General features: G+C 61.1%; 21 protein-coding genes, 1 tRNA gene and 1 pseudogene. 9 read left to right on the forward strand and 14 right to left on the reverse strand.

The genetic code is table 11. The features are described from left to right. The first annotated feature begins 14 nt into the window (after positions 1–14). From KUL25_RS03380 to KUL25_RS03410, 8 genes are all read left to right on the forward strand, one after another. The gene (locus KUL25_RS03380; RefSeq protein ID WP_257891641.1) at positions 15–455 is read left to right on the forward strand and encodes a TrgA family protein; all 441 of its coding nucleotides are present in this window, start codon (positions 15–17) and stop codon (positions 453–455) included. Beyond that, complete coding sequence (locus KUL25_RS03385) at positions 456–1,583, forward strand: NUDIX domain-containing protein (protein ID WP_257891642.1); 1,128 nt, start codon at positions 456–458, stop codon at positions 1,581–1,583. It begins immediately after the preceding gene. Between the two features lie 153 nt (positions 1,584–1,736). Beyond that, complete coding sequence (locus KUL25_RS03390; RefSeq protein WP_257891643.1) at positions 1,737–2,762, forward strand: cysteine synthase A; 1,026 nt, start codon at positions 1,737–1,739, stop codon at positions 2,760–2,762. After that, the gene (locus KUL25_RS03395; protein WP_257891644.1) at positions 2,759–5,125 is read left to right on the forward strand and encodes a DUF3772 domain-containing protein; all 2,367 of its coding nucleotides are present in this window, start codon (positions 2,759–2,761) and stop codon (positions 5,123–5,125) included. Before KUL25_RS03390 ends, KUL25_RS03395 begins: the two co-directional genes overlap by 4 nt. Further along, entirely contained in the window at positions 5,122–5,844 is a 723-nt protein-coding gene (locus tag KUL25_RS03400) for an alanyl-tRNA editing protein (protein WP_257891645.1), read from the forward strand. The genes KUL25_RS03395 and KUL25_RS03400 overlap by 4 nt, the downstream gene beginning before the upstream one ends. A gap of 159 nt (positions 5,845–6,003) precedes the next feature. Continuing rightward, a tRNA-Ser gene (locus KUL25_RS03405) sits at positions 6,004–6,093 on the forward strand. Positions 6,094–6,235: 142 nt separating this feature from the next. Then, positions 6,236–6,382, forward strand: a complete 147-nt coding sequence (locus KUL25_RS21825) for a DUF6538 domain-containing protein (RefSeq protein WP_345790921.1) — start codon at positions 6,236–6,238, stop codon at positions 6,380–6,382. Between the two features lie 6 nt (positions 6,383–6,388). After that, entirely contained in the window at positions 6,389–7,504 is a 1,116-nt protein-coding gene (locus tag KUL25_RS03410; protein ID WP_257891646.1) for a site-specific integrase, read from the forward strand. 622 nt (positions 7,505–8,126) lie between these two features. Here KUL25_RS03410 and KUL25_RS03415 read toward each other — a convergent pair. The 14 genes and pseudogenes from KUL25_RS03415 to KUL25_RS03480 form a co-directional block, all read right to left on the reverse strand. Continuing rightward, positions 8,127–8,262 (reverse strand): annotated as a pseudogene (locus KUL25_RS03415) (transposase); the annotation flags it as partial. A gap of 34 nt (positions 8,263–8,296) precedes the next feature. Further along, on the reverse strand, positions 8,297–9,346 hold the full coding sequence (locus KUL25_RS03420) for a 4-oxalomesaconate tautomerase (RefSeq protein ID WP_257891647.1): 1,050 nt from the start codon (positions 9,344–9,346) through the stop codon (positions 8,297–8,299). A 68-nt stretch (positions 9,347–9,414) separates the two neighbouring features. After that, positions 9,415–10,086, reverse strand: coding sequence for a 4-carboxy-4-hydroxy-2-oxoadipate aldolase/oxaloacetate decarboxylase (locus tag KUL25_RS03425; protein WP_257891648.1), 672 nt, complete (start codon positions 10,084–10,086; stop codon positions 9,415–9,417). 4 nt (positions 10,087–10,090) lie between these two features. After that, positions 10,091–11,047 carry a VOC family protein gene (locus KUL25_RS03430; protein WP_257891649.1) on the reverse strand — a complete coding sequence of 319 codons (957 nt, stop codon included), beginning with the start codon at positions 11,045–11,047 and terminating at the stop codon, positions 10,091–10,093. Next, positions 11,044–11,658: a PIG-L deacetylase family protein gene (locus KUL25_RS03435; protein WP_282563139.1), complete on the reverse strand. Its 615-nt coding sequence runs from the start codon at positions 11,656–11,658 to the stop codon at positions 11,044–11,046. Before KUL25_RS03435 ends, KUL25_RS03430 begins: the two co-directional genes overlap by 4 nt. 526 nt (positions 11,659–12,184) lie before the next feature. Further along, the gene (locus KUL25_RS03440) at positions 12,185–13,738 is read right to left on the reverse strand and encodes a flotillin family protein (protein ID WP_257891650.1); all 1,554 of its coding nucleotides are present in this window, start codon (positions 13,736–13,738) and stop codon (positions 12,185–12,187) included. Between the two features lie 16 nt (positions 13,739–13,754). Beyond that, positions 13,755–14,561, reverse strand: a complete 807-nt coding sequence (locus tag KUL25_RS03445; RefSeq protein ID WP_257891651.1) for a coniferyl-alcohol dehydrogenase — start codon at positions 14,559–14,561, stop codon at positions 13,755–13,757. Continuing rightward, a complete protein-coding gene (locus KUL25_RS03450; RefSeq protein ID WP_257891652.1) occupies positions 14,561–16,036 on the reverse strand; it encodes an aldehyde dehydrogenase family protein in 1,476 nt (491 codons plus the stop codon). The genes KUL25_RS03445 and KUL25_RS03450 overlap by 1 nt, the downstream gene beginning before the upstream one ends. Position 16,037: 1 nt before the next feature. Continuing rightward, positions 16,038–17,180 carry an ABC transporter ATP-binding protein gene (locus tag KUL25_RS03455; protein ID WP_257891653.1) on the reverse strand — a complete coding sequence of 381 codons (1,143 nt, stop codon included), beginning with the start codon at positions 17,178–17,180 and terminating at the stop codon, positions 16,038–16,040. After that, on the reverse strand, positions 17,173–17,904 hold the full coding sequence (locus tag KUL25_RS03460; protein ID WP_257891654.1) for an ABC transporter ATP-binding protein: 732 nt from the start codon (positions 17,902–17,904) through the stop codon (positions 17,173–17,175). Before KUL25_RS03460 ends, KUL25_RS03455 begins: the two co-directional genes overlap by 8 nt. A gap of 2 nt (positions 17,905–17,906) precedes the next feature. Continuing rightward, a complete protein-coding gene (locus tag KUL25_RS03465; RefSeq protein WP_257891655.1) occupies positions 17,907–18,842 on the reverse strand; it encodes a branched-chain amino acid ABC transporter permease in 936 nt (311 codons plus the stop codon). Continuing rightward, positions 18,839–19,705, reverse strand: a complete 867-nt coding sequence (locus tag KUL25_RS03470; protein WP_257891656.1) for a branched-chain amino acid ABC transporter permease — start codon at positions 19,703–19,705, stop codon at positions 18,839–18,841. The genes KUL25_RS03465 and KUL25_RS03470 overlap by 4 nt, the downstream gene beginning before the upstream one ends. Before the next feature lie 65 nt (positions 19,706–19,770). Next, on the reverse strand, positions 19,771–20,970 hold the full coding sequence (locus KUL25_RS03475) for an amino acid ABC transporter substrate-binding protein (RefSeq protein ID WP_257891657.1): 1,200 nt from the start codon (positions 20,968–20,970) through the stop codon (positions 19,771–19,773). 55 nt (positions 20,971–21,025) lie between these two features. After that, positions 21,026–22,555: an aldehyde dehydrogenase family protein gene (locus KUL25_RS03480; RefSeq protein WP_257891658.1), complete on the reverse strand. Its 1,530-nt coding sequence runs from the start codon at positions 22,553–22,555 to the stop codon at positions 21,026–21,028. Between the two features lie 147 nt (positions 22,556–22,702). On the opposite strand from KUL25_RS03480, the gene KUL25_RS03485 reads away from it, so the two are divergent. Then, a complete protein-coding gene (locus KUL25_RS03485) occupies positions 22,703–23,485 on the forward strand; it encodes a helix-turn-helix transcriptional regulator (RefSeq protein WP_257891659.1) in 783 nt (260 codons plus the stop codon). Positions 23,486–23,602: the final 117 nt, after the last annotated feature.

Raw genomic sequence — 23,602 nt, forward strand, 5'->3', positions numbered from 1 at the left:
TAAGGGACAGGCACATGCCCACGGGCGCAAAATTGGTAGGCTCGATCGTTTTCTTCGCGATCGGTTACTACGCGGCGATGCAGGCGAAGCTGACCTTCGAGGAAGGCACGCCCGCGACCTATTTCAACATCACGATCGCGATCATCGGCTTCTTGCAGGGGTGGATGGTCGTCGGACGCCGGGCTGGCGCGGGCTTTGTTTTCGCGGCTTCCAATGGCATGCGGGCGGGGGCGCAGATCGCGCTTTTCGGCCTCGCGCTGTTCGCGCTGCGCACCATGTTCTTGCGCTCGATGGATTTGCGCTACTCTGCCCCCGGAGAGGCGTTGACTGAAGCGATGGAGCTGTTCTTGCAGTATTTCCAGCAATCGCTGACGCCGGGGATTTGGGGCGTATTGCTGCTGGGGGGGATCATCGGCGGCATCGTGACGGAAATCGCCGGGCGGGCGTGGCGCTAGATGACCCCGATCTTTTTGTTCGGCACCCTGTGCCACCAGCCGTTGCTGGATCTGGTGGCGGGCACCGAAGTGCGCATGGAGCCGGCCTCGCTGGCGGGGTATCGTGCCGCCTGGGTGGCGGGAAAGCCCTGGCCAATGCTGGAAAAACGCGATGACGCCAGCGCCCAGGGTGTGCTGATCATCCCGGAGCCGCAATCGCTTTTGCGGCTGGATTTCTACGAGGCCTGCTTCGGCTACAAGCGCCGCGCCGTGAAAGTGATCTGGGACGAGACAGAGATCGACGCAGAGGCGTGGTTTCCTCTTGAGCAGACCGGCACGCCCGGCGCGGACTGGTCACTGCCCACATGGGCGCGGCAGTGGGGCGAGGTGCAGCTGCACGCTGCCGCCGAGATGATGCGCCAGATGGGTCAGCAGGACCCGCTGGACGTCGGCCGCCGGTTCCCGATCATCCACGCCCGCGCCGAAGCCACGGTGCGCGCAGGGCACTGGCGCAGGCCCGCCCACGTGGGGGCGGGATTGACGCGGGATAACGTCAGGGACCACGGCACGACCCATATCCATGACGGATTCTTCAATACCGAAGAACGCAGCCTCAGCCACACGCGCTTTGATGGCGCGACCCAGGGGCCGCTCAACCGGTCGGTCTACCGGGTGGCGGATGCGGTGACCGTTCTGCCCTACGACCCGGTGCGTGACCGCATCCTGCTGATCGAACAGTTCCGCATGGGCCCCTACGCCCACGGCGACGCCGTGCCATGGCTGCTGGAGCCGATCGCGGGTATCCTCGACGCCGGAGAAACGCCCGAGTCCACGGCCCGCCGCGAGGCGCGCGAAGAGGCCAACCTGACGCTTGGTCAACTGCATTTCGTCGGACGCTACTACCCCACGCCGGGCGGCATCGCCCAGGTGTTGTTCTCGTATCTCGCCGTTGCGGATCTGCCGGGCGGCGTCGCGGGGCTTGGCGGCCACGCGGGCGAGGGGGAGGATATCCTCAGCCACCTTGTGCCCTACGATCTGGCCTGCCGGATGCTGGCAGAGGGCGACATGGCGAATGCGCCGCTGATCCTGACGATGCAATACCTGATGATGCATCGCGACCGCCTGCGTTCGACCGTTAGATTGGGGTGAGGGGCAGGTTGGGTTGAGTTCGCCCGCGCGCCCGCCTATCCATGCCCTGAATCCCCCCGCGCATGGACATGCGCAAGACCTACCCCGCGCATGGAGATGCGCCGATTTTCACCGCGCATGGGTATGCGCCGACAGCCACCGAGGGCCCGCGCCATGACGATTCATTCCGACCTTGCCTCTGCCATCGGCAATACGCCCCTGATCCGTCTGCGTGCCGCGTCCGAGGCGACGGGCTGTGAGATCCTCGGCAAGGCCGAGTTCCTCAACCCCGGCCAGTCGGTCAAGGACCGTGCCGCGCTGTTTATCATCCGTGACGCCGTGGCGCGCGGCGATCTGCGCCCGGGCGGCACGATCGTGGAGGGCACGGCGGGCAACACCGGGATCGGCCTGGCGCTGGTCGGTGCCTCGCTTGGGTTCAAGACGGTGATCGTGATCCCCGACACCCAGTCCCAGGAAAAGAAGGACATGATCCGCATCGCGGGCGCTGAATTGATCGAGGTTCCGGCGGTCCCGTACGCGAACCCTAACAACTATGTGAAATACTCCGGTCGTTTGGCCGAGCGTCTGGCGCAAAGCGACCCCAACGGCGCGATCTGGGCCAACCAGTTCGACAATGTGGCCAACCGCCAAGCCCATATCGACATGACGGGTCCCGAGATCTGGGACCAGACCGAAGGCCGCGTGAACGGCTTCACCTGTGCCGTGGGATCTGGTGGGACGCTGGCGGGCGTGGGCATGGCGTTGCAGCCCAAGGGCGTGAAAGTGTCGCTGTCGGACCCCGAGGGATCGGGCCTCTACAAGCTCTACACGGGGCAGGAGGCGGGCGGAAACTCCATCACCGAAGGCATCGGGCAGGGGCGTATCACCGCCAACCTCGAAGGTTTCACGCCGGATGACTGCTACAAGATCCCCGATGCCGAAGCCCTGCCGCTTGTCTACGACATCCTGGCCCATGAAGGCCTGTGCCTTGGCGGATCAAGCGGGATCAACGTGGCGGGTGCGATCCGCATGGCGCGCGACATGGGGCCGGGGCACACGATCGTGACGATCCTGTGCGACTATGGCACGCGCTATCAATCCAAGCTCTTCAACCCTGAATTCCTGCGCGAAAAGGGCCTGCCGGTGCCGCCGTGGATGGACGGAGCGGGCCGCGACGTGCCGTCCGTGTTCGCGGAATGATTATGCCGCTCATTCGCTTCCTTCTGACCCTGTTCCTCGCTTTTGCGCCGCTTGCCGCGATGCCCTTGCCAGGTCACGCGCAAACGACCGCGGCGGCGGAACAGCCGGATTATGACGCGTGGGAACGTGCGGCGGCCTCGACCGAGGCGCTGATCGAGGGGGGGCGGGCCTCCACCTCGCTGCTGACCGCGCGCCGTGGTGATCTGGTGGAATGGCGCGCCCGGTTTCTGGCCGAGGACGCGCGCAACGATGAACGCATCGCCACGATCCAGAGCCAGATCGACGCCCTTGGCGCGGCACCTGCCGAGGGCGAAACCGAGCCTGAAACCATCGCCAGCCGTCGCACGGCCCTGAACGAGGCCCTGCGCGCCGCCCAAGCCCCCAGTTTGCAGGCAAATGAGGCCTTCAACCGCGCGAACGGGTTGGTTTCCGAGATCGATGCCATCGTCGCAGAACGCCAGACGCAGGAATTGCTGGAACTGGAACCGACCCCAGCCAATCCGGTCAACTGGGCCAGGGCCCTGGCTGCGCTGGCTGATCTGGCAGGTGAGCAACGGGTGGAAACCAACGCGCGCCTGCAAGACCCCGAAGTCCGCGCCGAGATCGTCGATAACGCGCCGGTGATCCTGGGTCTGCTGCTGATCGGCATCGCCTTGATCCTGCGGGGGCGCCCTTTGGTGGCGCGTATCGGCGACCGGTTTCTGGATGCCGACCATCGGCGCGGTCGGGTCGCGCTTGGCTTCCTCGTTTCGCTGGGGCAGTTTTTGCTGCCCTTGATCGGGTGCGTCTTGCTGGTCGGCGCGATCGATGTGTCGGGCTTTCTGACCGAGGACGGGCAGATGCTGGCCGATGCCACCCTGGGCCTGATTCTGTCGACCTATGCCGCGCTGTGGCTGGCAGGCCGGCTGTTTCCGAAGCACGAAGAACGCGCGGCCTTGTTCGAGGCAGGGCTGTTGCTGCGCGGGCCTGTGCGTCGCACGATGGTGTTCATTGGCGTGTTCACGGGCCTTGCCAATGTCATGGAGGTGGTGGCGGCCCTTGATATCGTGCCGCCCGACGCGCGGGGCGTTCTGGTGCTGCCCGTCTATGTTGGCCTGGCCTGGATGTATTGGCGCTTTGCCAGCCTGATGCAGCGCATCCGGGGCGAGGCGTCCGACGGCGAGGTGTCGAGCTTCAGCCTGGGGGTGGTGAACATCCTTGGACGCACGTTGTCGCTGGTGGCGGTCGTTGGACCGATCCTGTCGCTGATCGGCTATCTGAACGCGGCCGAGGCCTTGATGGTGCCCACCGCGATTACGCTATTCGCGCTGGGTGTCTTGCAGGTATTGCAGGCGGTCGTGCGGGATCTTTACGCCGTGATCTTCCGTGCCACGCCCGAGGCCGCGTCCGAGGCGCTGCTGCCTGTGCTGGTCAACTTCCTCCTGTTCCTGGTCGCGGCGCCGCTGGTGGCGTTGGCATGGGGCGTGCGGGCCGAACGGCTGGGGGAACTCTATGCCCGCGTGATCGAAGGCTTCACCGTGGGCGACACCCGGATCACCCCCGGTGTCGTGCTTGCCGTGATCCTGGTCTTCGCGGCAGGACTTCTGGCCACGCGGCTTTTGCAAGGGGCGCTAAAATCGACCGTGCTGCCCCGGACCAAGCTGGATGTGGGCGCCCGCAATGCGGTCACGGCGGGGGTAGGGTATGTCGGCATCGCGCTGGCCTGCGTGATTGCCGTGACAAGCGCCGGCATCGACCTGACCGCCTTGGGCTTTGTCGTGGGCGCTTTGTCCGTTGGCATCGGTTTCGGCCTGCAAAACGTGGTGTCGAACTTCGTGTCGGGGATCATCCTACTGATTGAGCGGCCGATCAGCGAAGGGGACTGGATCGAGGTTGCGGGCAACATGGGGATCGTCAAGGACATCTCCGTGCGGTCCACCACGATCGAGACCTTCGACAAGACCGATGTGATCGTGCCCAACGCCGATTTCATCTCGGGCACCGTGACCAACTGGACGCGCGGCAACACCGTGGGCCGGGTCATGCTGACCGTGGGCGTGGCCTATGGCACTGACACGAGGCGCGTGGCCGATATCTTGATGGAAGTCGCCAAGAGCCACGACGATGTGGTCACATTCCCCGAACCTGGCGTCGATTTCATGGGGTTCGGTGCCGACAGCCTCGATTTCCGCGTCCGGGTGATTTTACGCGACATCAACCTGTTTGGTAACGTGCGCACGGAATTGAACCATCGCATCGCCGAGGCCCTGGCCCGTGAAGGGATCGAGATCCCCTTCGCACAGCGCGACATCTGGCTGCGCAACCCCGAGGCCCTGTCCCAGCCGCAGCCGCAGCCCGTTCCCGTGAAGGACGTTGAAGAATGACGACCGAGACCCTGTTCCTGAATGACCCCTACCGTACCTCTGCCACGGCCCGCGTGATCGGTCAGTCCGAGGAGGGCGGGGTAATCCTCGACCGCTCGATCTTCTATGCGCGCGGTGGCGGGCAGCCCGGTGACAGCGGCACGTTGATCTGGGACGGTGGCCGTATCCCCATCGCCACGGCGATGAAGGGGGAAGGGGGCACCATCGTTCTGGTCCCCGCTGAGCCCGCGTCCCTGCCGCCGGTGGGCGCCGAGGTCGAGCAGCGCCTCGATTGGGACCGCCGCATGGGTCACATGCGCATCCACACGGCGCTGCACTTGCTGTCCGTGGTGATCCCTCTGCCGGTGACGGGCGGCTCGATTGCCGCTGACAAGGGGCGGCTCGATTTCCACATGCCGGAGGCGCCTGAGGACAAGAAGATCCTGGAGGGTAAATTGAACGCGCTGGTGACGCGGGATCTGCCCGTCAGCGTCGATTGGATGACCGAAGCGGCGTTGGACGCCAACCCCGGCCTCGTCAAGACGCTTTCTGTCCAGCCACCGCGCGGGGCCGACAGGATCCGCCTTGTGCGGATCGGAGAGGACACCGACCAGGTGGACCTGCAACCCTGCGGTGGCACCCATGTCGCACGTACCGGAGAGGTCGGAAAACTGGTCATCACCAAGGTCGAGAACAAGGGCAAGCAGAACCGCCGCGTCACCATCGCGTTCGCATCCTGAGCATTCAGATGGGCTATTGGCCAGGGGTGTCTGTCGTTGCAGGCAGCCCCGCCTTTGCATTTCGGCCACTGTTGCGATTTCAAGGCAACGCCGCGCTGATATTTCTCGGGATTGCCCCCTTGCAAACATGACCTGATAGCCGCTAAACGCTCCTTCAACGGACAGGTGGCCGAGTGGTCGAAGGCGCACGCCTGGAAAGTGTGTAGGCGGGAGACCGTCTCCAGGGTTCGAATCCCTGTCTGTCCGCCATTCTCCCTTCTGTAGTACTCGCATAACCTATTGATAATAGTGCGAAGTTCGGCATTTTCGCGCTTACGGTGTCTCTCGGTCCGCTTGATATGCTGCACATTTTGCTACACAATTTTCTGCACAAACGCGAAGAATTTCCGCCATGAGCATCACAAAAAGAGGTCGTCTCTACCATCTCCGCCGCCGCGTTCCGCGACGGTATTGCGGGGTTGAGCCGCGCGGAACGGTTTGGATCAGCTTGCACACAGACTCGGAGACTGTCGCCCAAAGCAAGGCGGATCGGTCCTAGAGCCTGATGATTGAGGCGTGGGAAGCGCGTTTGGCCGGGAACAGTGCAGATGCTGAAGTGTGTTATGAGGCAGCACGTGACTTGGCTCGTGTTCGAGGCTTTCAGTATCTGGACGTCGGTGCCGTCGCGAAGTTGCCTGTAGAAGACGTTGTCGAGCGTGTGGAGGCCATTCCTGCTCTGGTTGACCAACCTGACCCCATTGACGGGGCTACCCTTCTTGGGACGACTCCTCAGCCTTGTATGACGGTCACAAAGACGCTCGATCTCTATTGGACGCTTGCCCACGAGAAGACCTTTGGCAAAAGCGAGGACCAATTGTGCCGCTGGGAAGCGCCCCGCAAGAAGGCCATCAAAAACTTCGTCGCAATCATTGGCGACAAAGACATCGCCAACATCACCCGTGACGACATGCTGGACTTCCGGCAGCACTGGCTCGACCGGATCGAGGCGGGCGAGGTCACGGCGAACTCGGCCAACAAGGACCTGATCCATCTGGGTGACGTGCTTAAGACTGAGAACACGATGAAGCGGCTCGGGTTGGATCTGCCGTTGGGTGAGTTGTCGTTCAAACAGGGTGAGGCCCGGACCCGTCCGCCGTTCAGCGAAGACTGGATCAGGATCCGTCTGCTCGTGCCTGGAGCGCTGAATGGGCTGAACGATCAGGCGCGTGGCATTTTCCTCGGAATGATCAACACCTGCTATCGCCCTTCTGAAGGGGCTGCGTTGTCGACGGACACGATCCGGCTCGATTGCGAAGTGCCGCATATCTCGATTGAAGCCGATGGCCGTCAGCTGAAGTCGCACTTTGCGCGGCGGGTGATCCCGCTTACTGGTGTTTCGCTTGAAGCCTTCAAGAATTTCCCCGACGGCTTCCCGCGCTATCGCAACAGTGCAAGCCTCAGTGTCGTAGTAAACAAATTCCTGCGCACCAATGGGCTGCTCGAGACGCCGCGCCATTCCTTCTACTCGCTGCGTCATTCCTTCGAGGATCGCATGCTCGCTTCTGGCATCGACGATCGCATCCGTCGGGATCTCTTCGGTCATCGACTTGACCGCGAGCGGTACGGTAAAGGCGCGTCGCTGGAACACGTCGCGGATCTCGTTGGACGCATCGCCTTCTGAGCCAGCAACGCCCGCGCCCGGCGCTGCGCTTCTGACATCCGGCTATCCTCCTTCACGGTCGCGGCCAACTCCGCCTCCAACCGCTCGAAGACCGGCGTAAAGGCCGGGTCCTGCGCCACCAGCTTTGCCACCTTCAGGAGCTCCGCCTCGATCCGCTCGGCATCGACCGACTGGCTCGGATTGGCACAGGGACTTCGAATGGACAGCGGCGTCTTCATACTGAGCAGCATGGGTCCATCGACCGGCACTTTGCAGGGCCAAAGCGCGTTGGTCGCAATACGGCCAGAAGCGGCGTACAAATCGGACGGTTTATCTCTCAAGCGCTCCACCCGTGGCGGCAGCAGACAGACACGGTCGATGGGTGTGCCGGGACAGTCAGGATGTATCGCAGGATGTATCGCAAGATAAAAGGCTTGGCACGGTGGCGTGCCAAGGTGTTGTTGTCGTTTGATTTTTTGCGTGCCGGGTCGAAGCCCGCAGTGCCGGAAAATCCAGCAACTATCTGATATCGTGAGTCAATATCGGTGCCAGTGGAGTGCTGTCCGTCGTCAGGGTTGTTGGAACCAAGAGCGACGTGAACTAGGAGCGAGTTTGGCTCATCTGGTTGGTTTAATTAGCCTGCCGCGCAGTGCATTATCTGCTCGGCCAGCAGCTTCTTTAGCTTGGCATTCTCGGCCGCCAGCACCCCTTAGTTTTTTCGCATTCGATACTTCGATGCCGCCGAATTTGGACCGCCATTTGTGGAAGGTCGCATCGCTCCCTCTCGGTCATTGCTTCCCAATGGCCTGTCGGTCATGACGTGAACACCTTGCCGTCCATCAACTTGCGCGCGGTGCGCAGGATCGCGGCAGAGGTGACGTCTCCGGCGTCTGAGACCTGCACCACAATCTTCGTCGCGCCGATTGGGTGCTCCACGGCCAAGACCTTTTCCGAGCCGGCCGGTACATGTGCCAGTTCCGCCGCAGGCGCGCCCGGGAGCAGGCAAGCCGTCGCCACACTGACCGCTCCCAACACACCGATGCTGGCGTGGCAACGGTGCGGGACGAACGTCCGGGTCGAGATCGCGCCGCCGTCTTGCGGTGGGCTGATGAGGGTCATCTTGGGCACCGTTTTGTCGGAGACATCACGAAGGTTCATCAGTGGGCCACAAGCCAGCCGGATCACCTCCAGCAGCGCTTTCAGGTCCGTGTCGGCGTCTAAGTCTTCGCGGGTCTCAGCGCCCGTAGCGCCCATGTCCGAAGCACGCAAGATCACCACAGGCATGCCGTTGTCGATCATCGTGACGTCCACGCCTTCGATCACATCCACCACGTTGCCCGTTGGCAATAGTGCGCCGCAGGTAGAGCCCGCTGTGCCCACAAACTCCAAAGGGATAGGCGCGGCCGTGCCCGGCACGCCGTCGATCGCAACGTTCCCGGAGTAGCTCACCATCCCATCCGGCGTCTGTACCGTCGCAATAGCTGTCTGCCCGGTATTCTCCATGTAAACCACAACGCGCGTATAGTCGTCTTGCGCGGTTATCAAGCCACGCTCAATTGCGAAGGGCGCGACACCGGAAAGGATATTGCCGCAGTTCTGACCGTCCGACACAATTTCCCGTTCCACGCCCACTTGCAGGAACAGGTAGTCCACATCCACACCATCGCGCGCGGACTTGGATACGACCGCGATTTTGGACGTCAGGGAATCAGCCCCGCCCATCCCGTCAATCTGGCGCGGATCTGGGCTGCTCATGATGCGCATCAGAAAAGCATCGCGATCATTGGGCAAGTCTTCGGCCAAAATGTAGCCACCCTTCGACGTACCGCCGCGCATCCACATGCAGCGCACGCCTTCAGACATCCCGCGGCCAGGATATACCGGAGATATGCCACAGATATCCGTCAAGCATCTGGCGTTTTCCAAAAGTTTCAATCATAATGCAGAGCTTTGGCAGCTAGCCGTTCGCGTATTTCATACATGTCGAGACCCAACTCGCCAGAGGCCAATCGCACACGTTTGGCCTCCTCCATCGCAAGGCGCTTTTCAGCCTCCGCCAAGACCACTTCCGCATCCGCTCGCCTCACCACGACAATGCCGTCGTCATCGGCCACGATCACGTCACCCGCCTCTACGGATTGACCCGCGCAAACCAATGGCACATTGACCGACCCAAGCGATTCTTTCACCGTGCCTTGGGCCGAGATCGCTTTGGACCATACGGGAAACCCCATCGCCTCCAGATCGCGCACATCGCGCACGCCTGCGTCGATGATCAGCCCCCGACAGCCCCGGGCCATGGCAGAGGTGGCCAGCAGATCGCCGAAGTAGCCGTCCGTACAAGGGGATGTCGGCGCGAGCACCAGAACGTCGCCTGCCTGTAGCTCTTCAATCGCCACATGAAGCATCCAGTTGTCCCCCGGTGGAGCGCTTATGGTCACGGCTGATCCCGCGATTTGCGCCCCGCGGAATATGGGCCGCATATGCGGCGCAAGGCAGCCGGTCCGGCCCTGCGCTTCATGGACCGTTGCCACGCCTGCGCGGCCCAAGGCGTCAATGATTGCGGGGTCTGCTCGGTCAATGTGCTGTCTCACTATACCCATTGCTTCACTCCTTCTTGGCGGCGGGCGGCGTGCCGTGGGTGTGAAATGTCTCGATCGTCTTCAACCCCCACGCCTGGCCCTTTTTGCGGTCCGCCTCGGTCCAGCACACGGGCTCCCAATCAGGCGCAAGGATCAGACGCGCGCCTGAATTTGCCAGCTCCACCCGGTTGCCCGCAGGCTCCCACACATACAGAAAAAACGTGCCCTGGATCGCGTGTTTGTGGGGGCCTGTCTCAATATGCACACCGTTTTGCAGGAAGATATCGGCCGCGCGCAGGATGTCCTCGCGTTGGTCCGTGGCATAGGTCAGGTGGTGCAATCGCGCCGTGCCACCCGAGTGATCTTCCGTGCAGGCCAGATCGTAGGTCTTGTTGTTGATCGTGAACCAAGCGCCGCCAGTGCGACCATTGTCGAGTTGGATATATTCGGTCACGCGACTGCCCAAGCACGTCTCCATGAACGTACGAAACTCCGCGACATCGGGGGCCAAAAGGTTAACGTGATCGATCCGCCTTGGGGCGGCACCAGTGAAGGCTGAGGCAGTATTTTTCAGGGTAGGGCGGCCGGCGGCGTCCGCTTGGTAGCGCACTGTGTCGTAGTAAATCTCAAACACATGGCCGAACGGGTCTTCAAAGCGGAACGCGCGCCCGTGGCTTTGGTCGCCGTCGGTCCAGCCATGCACTTTGTAAACGCTGGCCTCAATCGCCGCTACCCGCCGCTCCAGCGCTTCGGGCGAGGTGGCGCGGTAGCCGATGTGCGCCACGCCGGTTGTGTGCGAGGCGGTCAGATTCAAAGTGGCGAACTCATAATCGTCCCACGCGCGCAGATAGGCACTGTCGCCCGCCAACGCTGACACCTTCAACCCATAGACACGCGTGAAAAAGTCCAGGCTTTCCTCAAAGCGATCCGTCAACATCTCCACCTGGCCCAAATGGGCTATATCCGTGCACGGCCCGCTCATAACTTATCCACCGTGCGCGGGAAGATCGACTGGAAGCCTTCGGCATATTTGCAATCCCGCCCGCCAGACATGCCACCAGAGTTGCGCTTGAAATGGTTCGCACGCTGTTGCGCGACACGCGTGTAGTAGTCCCACAAATGAACTTGGCCTTGCATGTGTTCCATGGCGGCACGCTTCTTGTCCCAGACGGGCGTGATATCGAGGAAAGTATCGGGCTTCCAGCCCATCTGCTCGGTCTGGTGCGGCTCAAATAGGTAGAGTTGCGGCGCACCAAGGACCTTCTCGCCGGGGTTGTGACCCCAGGCTTGTGCGATCATCCGGACCTCCAGCGCGACTTGCGTCAAATACATGTGGTCCGTGTTATTGGGATCGTATTGGCTGTGGCTCATCATGAACGATGGCTGCACCTTGCGGATCAGATCGACGAGTTTGCCCTTGTCGTCCCGGTCCAGTTCCAGCGGATAGTCACCCAGATCAAAGCACTCCAGATGCGCTGCCCCAAGAGCATCTGCGGCGGCTTCCGCCTCGGCCCGGCGGATGGATTTTACCTCATCCAGTGTCTTGCCTTCTTTCCATAGTTTGGCGCTTTCGCCCCGTTCACCAAAAGACATTCACGCGATGGTCACATCGTACCCCAACTCAGCATGAAGCGCGATAGCACCACCGCACCGCCAAACGAAATCTGCGGCATGTGCGGACAGGACAAGAGCGGTTTTTTTGTGTTCCATTGGCAGCCTCTGCATAGTGTCCATGATCCGAAAATGACCTCAGAACGCATGAGAATAGAAATCGGAAACGTGCGACAAATGATAAACTTTTGCTATAGCGCGCATTCCGAATTTTGTTCCTGTCAGTAGGGGGCTATCCCGTCCAGCGATGCCCGCTACGGGAAACACCCGCGTTTTTGCAGCAAATTGCCCAACGAATTGTGCTGCAAAAAAGACGGTTCGAGGAGCGCCCTGAGCGCCTTGGCGCAGCATGATACATATCAAATTCTTTACCTTATTGCAGCGCCAATATCGTGGTTGAGGCCCAACGCCCCCAAACTGCATAGCGCAAGCAGAAACGGAAGATAGTGCAACGCACCATCGAAGTCTGCGGTCGGGTTAATCCAGTCGCATCTCCGGCACGCGGTTACTATTTATACTTGCCGCGCTTGGGAGACATCGTCTTCTCGAGATTTACGCCGACGGCATCCCCCAACTTCTGCATCGCCGGAAGCGACACAGCCATGTCAAGAATTGCATCAACAGTCTGGTTGACCGGAGAGGTGGATTGACCGTCCTCGGTGCGACCCATTCCAGTGAAATGATTGATGGAGATGCCATCGATCTTCTCCGCAGGTTTCACCATTTCCGCAACCACGAGCGGCATCGCCTTCAGGCGTGCCAGCTCCAACTCCATCTCCACCTGGGCCTCTGAGCGCGCATTTTCTGCGTCAATTTGGGCGCGGTTGGCTTCGACTTCCGCCATACGCATAGCCTTCATCGCCTCGGCCTCTTCGCGCTTTGCGGCGGTCTTGTCAGCGGCCGTTGCCTTGTCGCTGGCGGCCGTGATGGCGGCGCGCGCTGCGGCGGCTTCGGCTTGTTCCTGTGCTGCGATCAGGGCCAGCGCCTTACGTCGTTCCGCCTCCGCCATTTGGCGGGCGGTCTGGACGGCTTCTGCTGCGGTCACCGCCTCGATCCGCGCGGTATCGGCGTCCGCATGAGCGCGACTTTCTTCTTGCGATTTGGCGGCAAAGGATATTGCTCGGTCTTGCTCAGCCACTTCCAAGGCGAGCGCCTGCGCAATCTCAGCTTGTCGCAACACCTGCTCCTTAGCGATATCTGCACTGGCGATGTCCTGTTCCATTTGGATTCGTGAGTGGGCGGCAGCGCGTTCGCTATCGGCCTTCCGCGCAGCAATCTCGGACATCTGCGCTGCGATCAGCGTCTCAATCTCCTGTGTCTGGGCGATTTCGGCCCGACGCTGGTCAAGGTTAATCTCCAGCTTGCGGCGCTCCGCCTCCATCGCGGCGCGGGCGACGGAGACCTGACTATCTCCCTCAATCTCGGCGCGTTCCTTTTTGGATTTGGCGATGACCTCAGCCAATTTGCGCATGCCGACCGCGTTGAAGGCGTTGTTTTCATCCAACGCCGCGAAAGGCGTCTGGTCCAACGCGGTAAGCGACACGCTGTCGAGTTGCAGGCCGTAGTTGGCAAGTGTCTCGGTCAATGCATCGCGCACTTGCCGCACGAAGTCAGAGCGGTTTTCGTGCAATTCATCCATGGTCATTTGCGCCGCCACTGACCGCAACGCGTCGATCATCATGCCGTCAATCAATCCCTTGAGTTGGTCGGGTTGAAACACCCGTTTGCCAAGGGTTTGGGCGGCCCGGGTAACAGCGTCGTCATTGGGCGTGACGCTGGCATAGAACTCTGCGCCCACATCCACCCGGAGGCGATCCTTGGTGATCAGGGATGACTCGCCCGATCGCGCGACATCCATGCGCAGGGTTTGCATATTCACCCGGTTGATCTCGTGGAAATACGGGATCGCCAAGACCCCGCCATCGATCACAACGCGCCTGCCGCCCAAGCCAGTGCGCACCAAAGCGACTTCGTTCGTGGCGCGCTGATAGAAGGTTGCGGCCAGTGCGATGATGATCGCCAAAGCGACCAGAATGATGATAATCCAAGCCAGTGCGGTCATGGGTGAGGCCTCCGGTTCAAGATGACAGCCCGTGCATTTCGCACAGGATGTTGGATGACATGCCGCCGTCGGCGGGAATATTCGTGCCGCGAATCCATGCGGTCATGTCTGACAGCAAAAATGCGATGATAGGGGCGAGGTCGGCAGGCGTGCCGGGGCGATCCATGACGCGCGCGTCTTCTTCTGCGCGCGCGCCGAGCGTTTCAAGGAAGTCGCCAAGGATCGGCGTATCGACCGGGCCGGGGCTAAGACTGTTCATCCGGATACCGCGATCCCGCCAAGTCCAGCGATTTTGCATCGTCCAGGTGACAAGCGCTTCCTTGGAGAAGAAGTAACTCCGCCCGCCCTCATTGGTGATCTGATGTTCTGCTGCAAAGCGCGCGGCACCGTCGACATGCACGGTTTCACTGGCGCGGATTGCAGGGATGGAGCCTTGCCAGCCGAAGCCTGCCAAGGACGCCAAGTTCACGATGCTGGCGCTGTCATTCAGCTTGGGGATCAGTCCAAGCGTCAGGTGTTTCAGCCCGAACAGGTTCACGGCCAGCACCTTATCTGCAGGTGCGGTCGGTGGCAGGCCCGCGATATTCGCGATGCCGTCGATCCCCTTGGGCAGGACATCGATCAGCGCGTCGATTGTGGCGCCGTCCGATAGATCGGCGCGGTAGAATTCTTCCACGTGGTCAAAGCGCTTTGTCAGATCTACGCCCAACACGCGCGCACCCATAGCGGTGCAGACCCGCGCGGTTTCCAGCCCGATGCCCGAGGCTGACCCGGTGACGAGGATGGTCTTCCCCTCAAGGATCTGTGCCCGTTCCCAGCCCATCAAAACACCGGCGGAAACGGACGATGGCCGCGATCAAGCGTGATCCAGCGCGTCTCGGTAAAGGTTTCCATCGACCATTTCCCTCCGTGCTTGCCGACGCCAGACGCTTTGGACCCGCCAAACGGCACGTGCGGCTCATCGTTCACGGAGGAACAATTGACGTGGCACATGCCCGTCTCCAACTTTCGGGACATCTCCAGCGCGCGGTTCTCGTCCGCCGTGATAATCCCGGAGCTCAGCCCATATTCGGTGTCATTGTTCAGCGCGATGGCTTCTGCGTCCGTCTTGAAGGGCACGACGACGGCCACCGGCCCAAAGGTCTCATCCCGCCACACGGCCATATCGGGCGTTACGTTGGTCAGGATCGTAGGCTCAACGAAACGGTCCCAGACGCGGCCACCCAGCACGGCCTCGGCCCCCTTGGCCAGTGCATCTTCGATGTGAAACTTCACACGCTCCACCTGGCGGTCATTGATCAGCGGGCCAATGACATTGTCCTTGTCGGCGGTGTCGCCGTTTTTCAGTTTGGCCGCGCGGGCTACGAATTGGCGCAAGAAATCGGTGTAAATGCTCTCTTGCACCAGTACTTTTTCGACTGACATGCAGATCTGGCCCTGATGCATGAACGCGCCGAAACTGGCGGCGGATGTGGCGCGGTCCATATCCGCATCCTCCAGCACGATCAGGCTGTCCTTGCCGCCCAATTCCACGCAGGCCTTCTTAAGGTGCGCGCCAGCCTTGGCCGCAATTTGGCGACCTACGGGCGTTGATCCGGTAAACGAGATGCCTTTAACCTGCGGGTTCTCGACCATCTCGTCACCCATCTCCGATACGCGGTCACGCGAGCACGTGATGACGTTGAACACGCCCTTGGGGATGCCCGCCTCTTCCATGATTTCGGCAAATAACAAACCGCCCGCATAGGGCGTATCCTCAGATGGTTTAAGGACAATCGTATTGCCTGCCGCCAGGGGAAAGGCGAAGCCACGCGCGGTCAAAATGCCGGGCATGTTCCAGGGGCTGATCACTGAGACCACCCCCATCGGCACCCGTTCCACCATTGAAACCTTGCCATGGGACGACGGCAGCATTTCGCCAATCGCATTGTAGCACATTGCAGCAGCTGCCCGGAACACTTCGGGCACATAGCCCGCCTCGAACATGCCTTTGCCAAACCAGCCGCCACCCTCCGCCTGGGCGGCAGCGACGAAATCCATCTTCCGTCGGTCCCAGATGTCGGCGGCCCTGAGCAACATCATCGCGCGCTCTTGAAAATGCAGCGCGGCCCAAGCGGGGAACGCGGCCTGCGCGGCGTCGATGGCGGCGCGTGTTTCACTGCGCCCCCCATCGGGGATATGGGCCCAAACCGCCCCTGTGGAAGGGTTGATATCCTCAAAGGTGCGGGTGCCGGGAACCCAGTCACCGCCGATGAACATGCCCTTGATATGGGCGGAATTGCTTGGGCTGTCTAACATCTCAGGTCCTCTCAAAGCCGGCGCCGTCTGGCTGTCGGCGATACACTTCGACGCGCGGCGCGCGGTAGACTTCGATCACAGGCGTTGGTTTGTCCTGCGGCGCGCTCGGGTGCGGTGCCGCGGGGGCAGGGGCCTGCGAACTGCGCGTAGGTGCGGCGGTTCGGGGTCGATTGCGGGCCGCCTTTGCTGCACGCTCAATCTCGGCCATCGCGCCCGCGAGGCGGTCTGTTGGCACCTGGCTTGGCACGCTTGTTGTTGGGCGTTTCACCGCCGTCGCTGTCACGCTTTGTTGGCTTGCGGCGGCCACCATGTCGGCGACGGAGCGACCGAGGATCGCGTCCGCTGATTGCGTTTGCTGACTGCGCGGCTTGATCGCGAAGGCCTCAACCACCGTCTCCGGCATATCAGGTTCTGCCACCGAAGCAGGGGCGTCACTGCCCGCACCAAGATAGGCCGCCTGGACCGCCGGGTCCTTCATCAGGTTGTCCGCGGTGTCTTCGTGCACGACATGGGCGTTCTCGATCAGATAGCCCCGGTCCGCGATGCCAAGCGATTGCTTGGCGTTCTGCTCCACCATCAACACGCCGATCCCAAGGTCGCGCACCTTTGCGAGGTTATGGAACAACTCCTTCGACAAGAGCGGCGACAGACCAAGCGACGGCTCATCCAGCGTCAGGATCGTAGGGTTTGACATCATGGCGCGCCCGATGGCGACCATCTGCTGCTCGCCCCCAGACATCGTTCTCACGATTTGTCTGGCGCGTTCGCGCAGCTTGGGAAAGAGGGAATACACCCGGTCCAACGTCACCTGCTCTTCATGGCGCGCGCGCGCGGAATAGGCGCCCAATGTCAGGTTCTCTCGCACGGTCAGATCGGCAAACACCCCGCGCCCCTCTGGCACCAGCGCAAGCCCTTCATCCACGATCTTGTTGGGCGCAAGCCGCGTCAGGTCGGTCCCATCCAGTCGGACACTGCCCTCGACAACCCCTTCGCAAATCCCGCTGGCGGCCTTCAGAAGCGTCGACTTTCCCGCGCCGTTCGCGCCAAGAATAACCACGATTTCACCCTTCGCCACATGGACGGAGGCCCCCTCCAGCGCGCGGTGCTGGCCATAGCGGACGGTGACATCGTGCAACTCAAGCATCGTCGTCTCCCAGATAGGCACGGATCACTTCGCGGTCTGACAACACTTCCGTCGGCGTGCCCTGCGCGATCTTCGCGCCCGCCGCCATGACCACGCACCGGTCGCAAAGTGATCGGATCGCATCCATCACATGTTCCACCAGAATGACCGTCCGCCCCTCGTCCCGCAAAGACCGGATCAGGCTGATGCCGATCTGCAATTCCGTGGGGTTCAGACCCGCAAGCCATTCATCCAGCAACAGCACTTTTGGATCACTCGCCAAGGTGCGCGCCAATTCGACCCGCTTGGTATCGATATAGGTCAGTTGCCCAATCGGCATGTCGCCCTTGCCACCAAGGCCGACCTTTTCCAGCAACATATCCGCATGATCGATCGCCTCGCGCCCCCAGCGGCGGCGATGGCCAAAAACCGCGCCCGCCACCACGTTGTCACGCACGTTCATGGACGGAAGCAGGCGGACCAATTGAAACGTCCGGCTGACGCCTTTGCGGGTGATGGTCTGCGCGGGCAGGCCCGAAATCCGGTTGCCCCACAAACTGACATGTCCGCCACTCAAGGGCAGGGCACCCGAGATCAGGTTGAGCGTCGTTGATTTGCCCGAACCGTTAGGCCCGAGAAGCCCCAGAACTTCATGCTCGGCCACATCAAAATCCATCGCATTCACGGCAATCAGGCCACCAAAACGCTTGGTCACATTGCTTAATGACAAGACAGTCTGCGTCATGGCTACGACCCTCCCTGTTGGTTGATCCGCGCTGTGACGCGATCCATGAGGCCGACGAACCCGCCGGGCAGGACATAGACGATGACCAGAAACGCGATGCCGATCACCAGTGTCGTCTGGTTCGGGAAGTTAGACGAGACGGTCTCCAAAAGGATGGTGAACGGGATCACACCTAACAGTGGCCCCCAGAGGCGCGAGGCCCCGCCCAGAAGCCCCATGATGACCACCTGAAAAGACAGGATGGGGGCGAAGGCCAGCGACGGCTCGATATAGACATAGCGCGGCGCAAGGATCGCGCCGGTCATTGCGGCGACGGCACCGGGCACCATGAACAACAGCACTTTGGCGCGCGCCGTGTTGATGCCGGAATGGGCGGCAACCGTTTCATCATCGCCAATGATACGCAGCGCGAACCCAAGGCGGGATCGACCCACCAGCCAACCGGTCAGGAAGACCGCGGCAGCCAGACCCAGCAACCACCAGTAGATATCGGCCTCATCCAGATCCATCAGGACATAGAGCCCGCGTGCGCCGGTGGAGTTCTGAACCCATGTGATCACCTGCCGCACCAACTCGGCCAGACCCAGCGTGAAAATCACGAAGTAGACTCCCGACAGGCGCAGTGTCGCGAGCCCCACAAGGGCCGCCAATACCGCCCCGATGATCCCTGCAATGCCCACCAGTGACCAGAACGGCAGCGTATCGAACCCCAATCCAGTGACATAGGTGCCAACCCCGAAGAATGCCGCAGTCGCGAGGCTGATGTAATGCGTCGGCCCTGAAAACAGGGCCCAGGATGTGGCCAATACGGTGAACATAATGACCGTGACGCCTAGGCCTAGCCAATAGCCCTGATCAATCAGGGGCAAACCGGCGCAAATGGCCAGTGCCAATCCAGCCAGTACAAGGGTACGGATATCGACTGAAGTCAGGCTCACGTTGTCTTCTTTCCGAACAGGCCCTGTGGGCGGAACAACAAGATGCCGAGGAACATGACGTAGGCCGCTGCAAGGGTGAGACCGGGATCAATCAGCGTCGCCACGGTTGTCTCCAGCACTCCCAGTAGAAGCGCTGCGACGATCGTGCCGCGCACGTCACCGACCCCGCCCATGATAACGATGATCAGCGCCTTTAGCGTGAATACGACGCCGGTGGAGGCGTCCAAGGTCAGGTAGGTGGAGATCAACGCACCGCCCACCGCCGTCACCGCGCCACCAAGGGCAAAGGCCAGTGCCGACAAGCGCTTGACGTCGATGCCCACCAGCCGTGCAGACGCCGGGGCCGTTGCAATCGCACGGATCGACAGGCCCGCGCGGGAGCGGTTGAGCCAGATATAAAGCGCGCCGCAGATCACCACGGCCATGGCGAAGGAAATCGCCCGGTTCGCGCCATAGGAATTGCCCAAAAGTTCGACCGGGACCGCCATGAAGCTGTAAGAAAAGTAATCACCGCCGAAAAAGCTGAGCATCAGGCCCACGCCGATGAAAGACAGCCCGAAGGTGGCAAGGATACTATCGGTCTCCAGCTGGCCGCGGTTCTTGGCACGTGTGACCAGCGGTTGCAGCATGATGCGGTAGATCAGCCAGTTTATTCCGAATGCCAGCGGGGCCACGATGAAGATGGTCAGAAGCGGGCTTAACTGCGCGGCGGTATAGGCGATGAAGGCCACATAGCCGCCCGCCACCAGAATCTCGCCATTGGCGAGGTTCATGATCCGCGCCACGCCATATTGCAGGTTCAGCCCCATCGCGATCAGTGCGTAGGTGCCGCCAAGCAAAAGACCTGTTATCAGAATTTCCACGCGCAACCGCCATGATCTAAGAAGAAAGCCGGGGCGAAACCTTCGCCGCCCCGGAAGATTGAGGTTTACTCCCAGCCATCTTTCAGGATGACCGGAACAGCCCCGTCACGGTCGCGTGATGCGACACCGCGAAACACACCGCCTTGCCATTGACCTACGGTCCAGAAGGCCGCGTTGGAGTTGTTCTCATCAAAGCTGATCGGGCCAAGAATGGTCTCGAACGTGGCTTCGCGCAGGTAGTCAGACACCTCCGCCCGGTCGAGGCCGACGGCCTCAATCGACTGTGCCAGGATCTCAAGCGAAGCGTAGGTGGTGGCCGATGCCCAGTAGTCAGGCTCGGCCCCCGTGACTTCCAGATGCGCTGCCGCATAGGCTTGGAATGCTTCGCTGTCGGGGTTCACACCGCCCGCGCCCAGAACCCCTTCAGCCGCCGGACCGAAGCGTGCGCCATAGCCGGGGAAGGGGGTGGCCACGGCGGTGTAGAAGGCGTCGACATCCAACCCTGCGATCATCGCCTGCTCGGTCAAACCGAATGTGTCGGGTGGATAGGACCACGCGACGAACGCATCAGGTTCCGCCGCGGCCGCTCCGTTGATGACCGGGGAAAGGTCCTGTGTTCCAAGGGGATAGGAGGTGTCATAGACAATCTCGAACCCGGCCTCTTCAAACAGGGGGCGAGCTGCGGTGGCAAGCTCAATCCCAAAAGCATCCGCCACGTTCACCATCGCCACCCGGTTGCCCAGATCACCCGCGTCCCGCATGCCTTCCAACACATCCACAAGGTCCGATGCGAGGGCCGTCGTGGTGCCCAATGTGAAGAACATGTTTGGAAATTGCTCGGCCAATGCGCCTTGCTGGTCGGTGATGGCCGAAACCGCGATCTGTGGATAGCCGTAGCGATCAAACAACGGCGCTGCGGCAAGGTTCAGACCTGTGCCGTAGGGTGCGATGATGAAGTGGGCATTGTCTTGGGTTGCCAGACGCTGCACGGCGCGGATCGTCTCGCCGGGGTTGGTTTGGTCGTCATATTCGATCAGCTCGATCAGCATCATCTCGCCATCGACATTGAGGCCGCCGGCCTCGTTCACTTGATGGACCCACAACTCGATCGAGGGCCATTGGGTCACGGTCGCGCCACCGGCAAGTGGACCGGTACGCGGCGCTACAGCGCCAATTCGGATCGTATCGGCGGCGGCGGCTGTGCCTGTCAGGGCCGCCGCGATTGCGATGGCACTTGTCAGCTTCAAAAATGGTCTGCGGTTCATTGCGTATCCTCCATTTGCAATATTTCCTCGCGCGGGCAGGGGCCCGCCGGGGATGTTACAGTCTTGGTGTGCTCCCAACCTCGTGGATCGCGATCCAGCGCTGTTCGGTGAATTCGTGAATGACGCTCTCGCCGCCAAATCGCCCGTGACCGCTTAATTTCATACCGCCAAAGGGCATCGCGGGATCATCGTGAACTGTGGGTCCGTTGATTTGCACCACGCCGTATTCAAGCGTCTCTGCCATCGCTTGCGCGCGGTTCAGGTCTGCGGTGAAGATAGCGGCGTTCAGGCCGTAATCGGATGCGTTGGCAATGGAAATCGCTTCTTCCGCATCCTGCACCCGCATCACACTTGCCAGTGGCCCGAAGGTTTCCTCTCGGAACACCCGCATGTTGGACGCTATGCCATCCAGAAGTGTCGGCTGCATCTGGTCGGCCGCTGTTTCGCCCCCAACCAACAATCGAGCACCCTTCGAGACTGCATCCTCGACCAAAGCGCGCACCCGTTCAACTGCCTTGGCCGAGATCATTCGGCCACGGTCAGGTCCGGTCTCTGCCGCAAGCTGGGCCACACGGGACGTCAGCTTGGACACAAAGGTGTCTGCAATGGAGTGCACGACAATAATCCACTCGGTCGACATGCAAATCTGGCCTTGGTTGAAGTAGGCGCCAAAACAAGCAGCCTCCACTGCGGCGTCGAGGTCCGCATCCTCCAACACGATGAGCGGCGCTTTTCCAGACAGCTCGAGAAGCGCAGGCTTCAAATGGCGTGCAGCTTCAATCGCAACATCGCGGCCCACGCGGGTCGATCCGGTGAAATTTATCCGCCGCACGCAAGGATCCGCAATCAACGCGACCATGATGTCATGGGCATCATCCTGCGTACCGACGACGCAGCTTAGCGCACCTTCGGGCAGGCCAGATCCATTTAGGATATCGACCAGCAATTGATGGGTGCGCGGGCAGATATCAGAACCCTTCATCACCACCGTGTTGCCGCACATCAGCGGCCCCGCCACGGCGCGCACGCCAAGCGTTATCGGGGCATTCCACGGAACCAGCCCTAAAACCACACCTGCCGCCTGACGACGAATGATAGACCGGGTCTCGGGCGTTCCATGCACCACGGTCTTGTCCTCAAGGGCAGGACCTAAGCTTGCAACATGTTTCAGGATGCCTTTGGCCAAGTCGATGTTGAAATCGATCCACGAACGTGTGGCGCCCAGTTCTTCCTCGGCTACGGCGTACAGATCACCTCGTCGGTCTTCCAATAGATCAGCCATGGACGCGATCGTGCGGGCGCGCTCTGCAATCGGCCGATGGGACCAATCGGCAAAGGCTGACGCGGCAGCCGATGTAGCGGTCTCAACACTATGCGATGACGAGGGGGCCACATGTGTGCCGCTCGTCTGCAATGTGCCCAAAGCAGGCTTCGCCACGCTCACTAGGTGTCCTCCCCCATTTCCGCAGCAAGCCTTCCCATGGCAGCGCGGTGTCCCGCAGCCGGATACTGTGAACCGCGGTCCGTTTACCCTACGCCCCAGAAATCGGGCAAAAAATATTGATATCCGGGAAAGTAATGTCATTATCGGGGGGTGAACTCATGTCATTCCCTCAAATCCGTGCCATTGGCGCACCAATCGACCATCCACGCAGAGGCGTTTCGCAGCGGGCTGCATGATCGCATTCTGGGTGGTCTTGTCGATTTTCCAGGACGCACCTCACAATGCATCATGGTCTCTTCTGGGGCTATCACGCGCCTTGAAGCCGACCGAGAGGAAACGGTCGCGGCCCCCGCGATCATCTGGGGGCCGAAAGATGCAAACACTCGTATTCGGGCCCATGCGGGAAGCAATGGGGCGATCATGACGCTGGGGGAGGCCACGTTATCGAATGCCATAGGTCACAAACCCGAAGTCGCCGCCCTGCGGTTGATGTCAGCGCGCGACTTTACCCTCGATCTGTCCATGAAGTCGGACATTGAGCAAAGCCTCGCCGCTTGTTTTTCCGCCATTCTGCGGGAGTTGGACGCGGTCGAGACGGGAATGGATACCGTGATCGAGGCGCAGATCCGCATTCTGATGGTCTCGCTTTGGCGGGTGGGCACGGCAGACGTTACCCCAGCCGCCGATCACCGCGATGTGGATCTGACGTTGGAGACGTTTCGTCATCTGGTCGAGTCGCATCTGTGCGACCGCTGGCCCGTGCAACGTTTTGCGCAGGAGTTGGGAATGTCATCAGACCGGCTGCACGATATCTGCACGCGCAAATTAGGTATTCCGCCTCAGCGTCTTGTCTTGGACCGGCTGACAGTGGAAGCGCAGGCCCTGTTGCAACGTTCACACTTAACGCTCGATCAGATCGCCGACTATCTTGGGTTTCGCAGCACGCCGCAATTCAGCGCGTTCTTCAAAACCCATACCGGATTTCCACCGGGCGCATTCCGCAAAGCCATCCGGCGTAGGGACAACGTCGCGGAACTCCTGCAATCGCGGACCTACGCCGATTGGCCGTAACTACGCGCGTTGGCTTCCTCGGATATTTCCGGTCTGGGTCCCCCCCCAGCGCTGCTCTTTGACATTTTCTAGGCGCAATCCAAGGTCAAGAATCTTTGCGCGGGAACTGATTGAAAA

Origin of the sequence: Gymnodinialimonas phycosphaerae (assembly GCF_019195455.1) — a bacterium.
In the GTDB taxonomy this organism is placed as follows: Bacteria; Pseudomonadota; Alphaproteobacteria; order Rhodobacterales; family Rhodobacteraceae; genus Gymnodinialimonas; species Gymnodinialimonas phycosphaerae.

Coding starts and splice junctions, on each gene's coding strand:
- KUL25_RS03380 (WP_257891641.1), top strand. CDS start 15: ATGCCCACGGGCGCAAAATTGGTAGGCTCGATCGTTTTCTTCGCGATC.
- KUL25_RS03385 (WP_257891642.1), top strand. CDS start 456: ATGACCCCGATCTTTTTGTTCGGCACCCTGTGCCACCAGCCGTTGCTG.
- KUL25_RS03390 (WP_257891643.1), top strand. CDS start 1,737: ATGACGATTCATTCCGACCTTGCCTCTGCCATCGGCAATACGCCCCTG.
- KUL25_RS03395 (WP_257891644.1), top strand. CDS start 2,759: ATGATTATGCCGCTCATTCGCTTCCTTCTGACCCTGTTCCTCGCTTTT.
- KUL25_RS03400 (WP_257891645.1), top strand. CDS start 5,122: ATGACGACCGAGACCCTGTTCCTGAATGACCCCTACCGTACCTCTGCC.
- KUL25_RS21825 (WP_345790921.1), top strand. CDS start 6,236: ATGAGCATCACAAAAAGAGGTCGTCTCTACCATCTCCGCCGCCGCGTT.
- KUL25_RS03410 (WP_257891646.1), top strand. CDS start 6,389: ATGATTGAGGCGTGGGAAGCGCGTTTGGCCGGGAACAGTGCAGATGCT.
- KUL25_RS03420 (WP_257891647.1), bottom strand. CDS start 9,346: ATGTCTGAAGGCGTGCGCTGCATGTGGATGCGCGGCGGTACGTCGAAG.
- KUL25_RS03425 (WP_257891648.1), bottom strand. CDS start 10,086: ATGGGTATAGTGAGACAGCACATTGACCGAGCAGACCCCGCAATCATT.
- KUL25_RS03430 (WP_257891649.1), bottom strand. CDS start 11,047: ATGAGCGGGCCGTGCACGGATATAGCCCATTTGGGCCAGGTGGAGATG.
- KUL25_RS03435 (WP_282563139.1), bottom strand. CDS start 11,658: ATGTCTTTTGGTGAACGGGGCGAAAGCGCCAAACTATGGAAAGAAGGC.
- KUL25_RS03440 (WP_257891650.1), bottom strand. CDS start 13,738: ATGACCGCACTGGCTTGGATTATCATCATTCTGGTCGCTTTGGCGATC.
- KUL25_RS03445 (WP_257891651.1), bottom strand. CDS start 14,561: ATGGGCTGGGAACGGGCACAGATCCTTGAGGGGAAGACCATCCTCGTC.
- KUL25_RS03450 (WP_257891652.1), bottom strand. CDS start 16,036: ATGTTAGACAGCCCAAGCAATTCCGCCCATATCAAGGGCATGTTCATC.
- KUL25_RS03455 (WP_257891653.1), bottom strand. CDS start 17,180: ATGCTTGAGTTGCACGATGTCACCGTCCGCTATGGCCAGCACCGCGCG.
- KUL25_RS03460 (WP_257891654.1), bottom strand. CDS start 17,904: ATGACGCAGACTGTCTTGTCATTAAGCAATGTGACCAAGCGTTTTGGT.
- KUL25_RS03475 (WP_257891657.1), bottom strand. CDS start 20,970: ATGAACCGCAGACCATTTTTGAAGCTGACAAGTGCCATCGCAATCGCG.
- KUL25_RS03480 (WP_257891658.1), bottom strand. CDS start 22,555: ATGACATTACTTTCCCGGATATCAATATTTTTTGCCCGATTTCTGGGG.
- KUL25_RS03485 (WP_257891659.1), top strand. CDS start 22,703: ATGGTCTCTTCTGGGGCTATCACGCGCCTTGAAGCCGACCGAGAGGAA.